The organism is Listeria rocourtiae subsp. hofi, assembly GCF_963575615.1.
In the GTDB taxonomy this organism is placed as follows: Bacteria; Bacillota; Bacilli; order Lactobacillales; family Listeriaceae; genus Listeria_A; species Listeria_A hofi.
In genome coordinates, this window is record NZ_CAUYTL010000077.1 from 1 (window position 1) to 1740 (window position 1740).

Here is a 1740-nt window from a genome sequence, read left to right on the forward strand (position 1 = left end):
GTTTTGGATTCTCTCAAGGACCGTGTGTCACATTACATTTCTATTTCTTAATTACACACTTTTCTTGACAAACCCTCCTTAGCGATTGTATATCGCCTTTATCCTCTAAAGACGATAAGAAGCCATACTTGCTGGCTCTTATCGTCTTTTCATATTTGCTTATTTAGAAACTACAATGCTCATTTCTGATAATAAATTCTTTGTCTTATCGTAACCAACGATTGTAATAACGCTGTCTGCTTTGAATTTCTTATCCGCGACATAGAACTTAAAGGTCCCATCTGCTGAGATTGTTCCACCGTTGTATGTTGTGCCATCGATTGTTACACCAAGGCTCTTGATGTCACCTGTGATTGTTCCCGTAATGTTTTTATCACCCATCGCTAGAGTTGCGGATGTGATTGTACCTGATGTTGCCACTGGTACTGTGATGACAAGATTCTTCGAGATGATTAGTTCATTGTTTGCATTGTAGAAGTTTAATACGACTTCATCGGTTGGGCTAGTGATTTTGTCCAATGCATAGTATTTGAACGCTCCGTCTGCAACTGTTCCACCCCAATGCATGGTACCATTCACTACTATATTCATTTTTGTGATTTCTTGATTGTCGAATACACCTGTAATGTTTGAATCACCTACTTTATAAGCATTTTGATTAACCCTTGTTACTGCTTTAATAGTCACTGTAAATGATTTTTTGATTGTTTTATCTGAGCCATGTAAATTCACAATAACAACATCACCTGAACTGAAAATCTTATCTAGAGCGTAGAAACTAAATGCGCCATCTTTTACAGTCCCACCATAATAACGTACTCCATTAACATCTACACTCATAGCAGTAATACCTTTTCCTGTATAAGTTCCTGTCAAATAACGATCTGTTTGCAGTGTAAATGGATTCACTGTTCCAGTTATCGCCTCTTTCGCTATTAATTGTTTTTGTGCTTCTGCAATTTGTGCCTCTAACTCCGCTTTTTTGTTTGTATCTGTAATCTTTGTTACTAAGTTTTTAGCATTATCGATTGCTGCTTGGTTTGTGCTGTCCTTAATGGTTCCTGTCACATCATTATTCTTGAAAAGCTCCTCTATTGCTTTTTCCGCTACTTCTTGACGAGCTAAATCAGCATTGGCTTCTGTTTTAGCGTCTAGTTGGGCCTGTGCTTTATTTAAATCTGCTTGTAATCCAGCCTTCACAATCGGGTTTGTTACCTTGTTTACCAACGCTTGCGTTCCATCAATGTTTGCCTGTGTCAATGCATCTTTAATGGTTCCTGTGACGTCATTGTTGTTAAATAGTTGATTTACCGCTGCTCTTGCTTGGTTTTCCGCAATTCTTACATCCAGTTGCTTTTGCGCTTCTGCAATTTGTGTAGTTAATTCGGCTTTTTTCGTGGCGTTTGTCACAGCTGCAACAAGCTCTTTAGCATTATCAATCGCATTTTGAGTTAAGCTCGATTTAATGGTTCCTGTGACGTCATTGTTGTTAAACAGCGCTTTTACCGCATTTGTGGCTGTTTCTTGACGAGCTAAATCAGCATTGGCTTCTGTTTTAGCGTCTAGTTGGGCCTGTGCTTTATTTAAATCTGCTTGTAATCCAGCCTTCACAATCGGGTTTGTTACCTTGTTTACCAACGCTTGCGTTCCATCAATGTTTGCCTGTGTCAATGCATCTTTAATGGTTCCTGTGACGTCATTGTTGTTAAATAGTTGATTTACCGCTGCTCTTGCTTGGTT

General features: G+C 38.7%; 1 protein-coding gene. It reads right to left on the reverse strand.

Features of this window, described 5'->3' with window-relative positions; translation table 11 throughout:
* Positions 1-159 precede the first annotated feature (159 nt).
* On the reverse strand, positions 160-1740 hold a 1581-nt coding region (locus R8925_RS15740; RefSeq protein WP_430536732.1), incomplete at its 5' end, for an immunoglobulin-like domain-containing protein.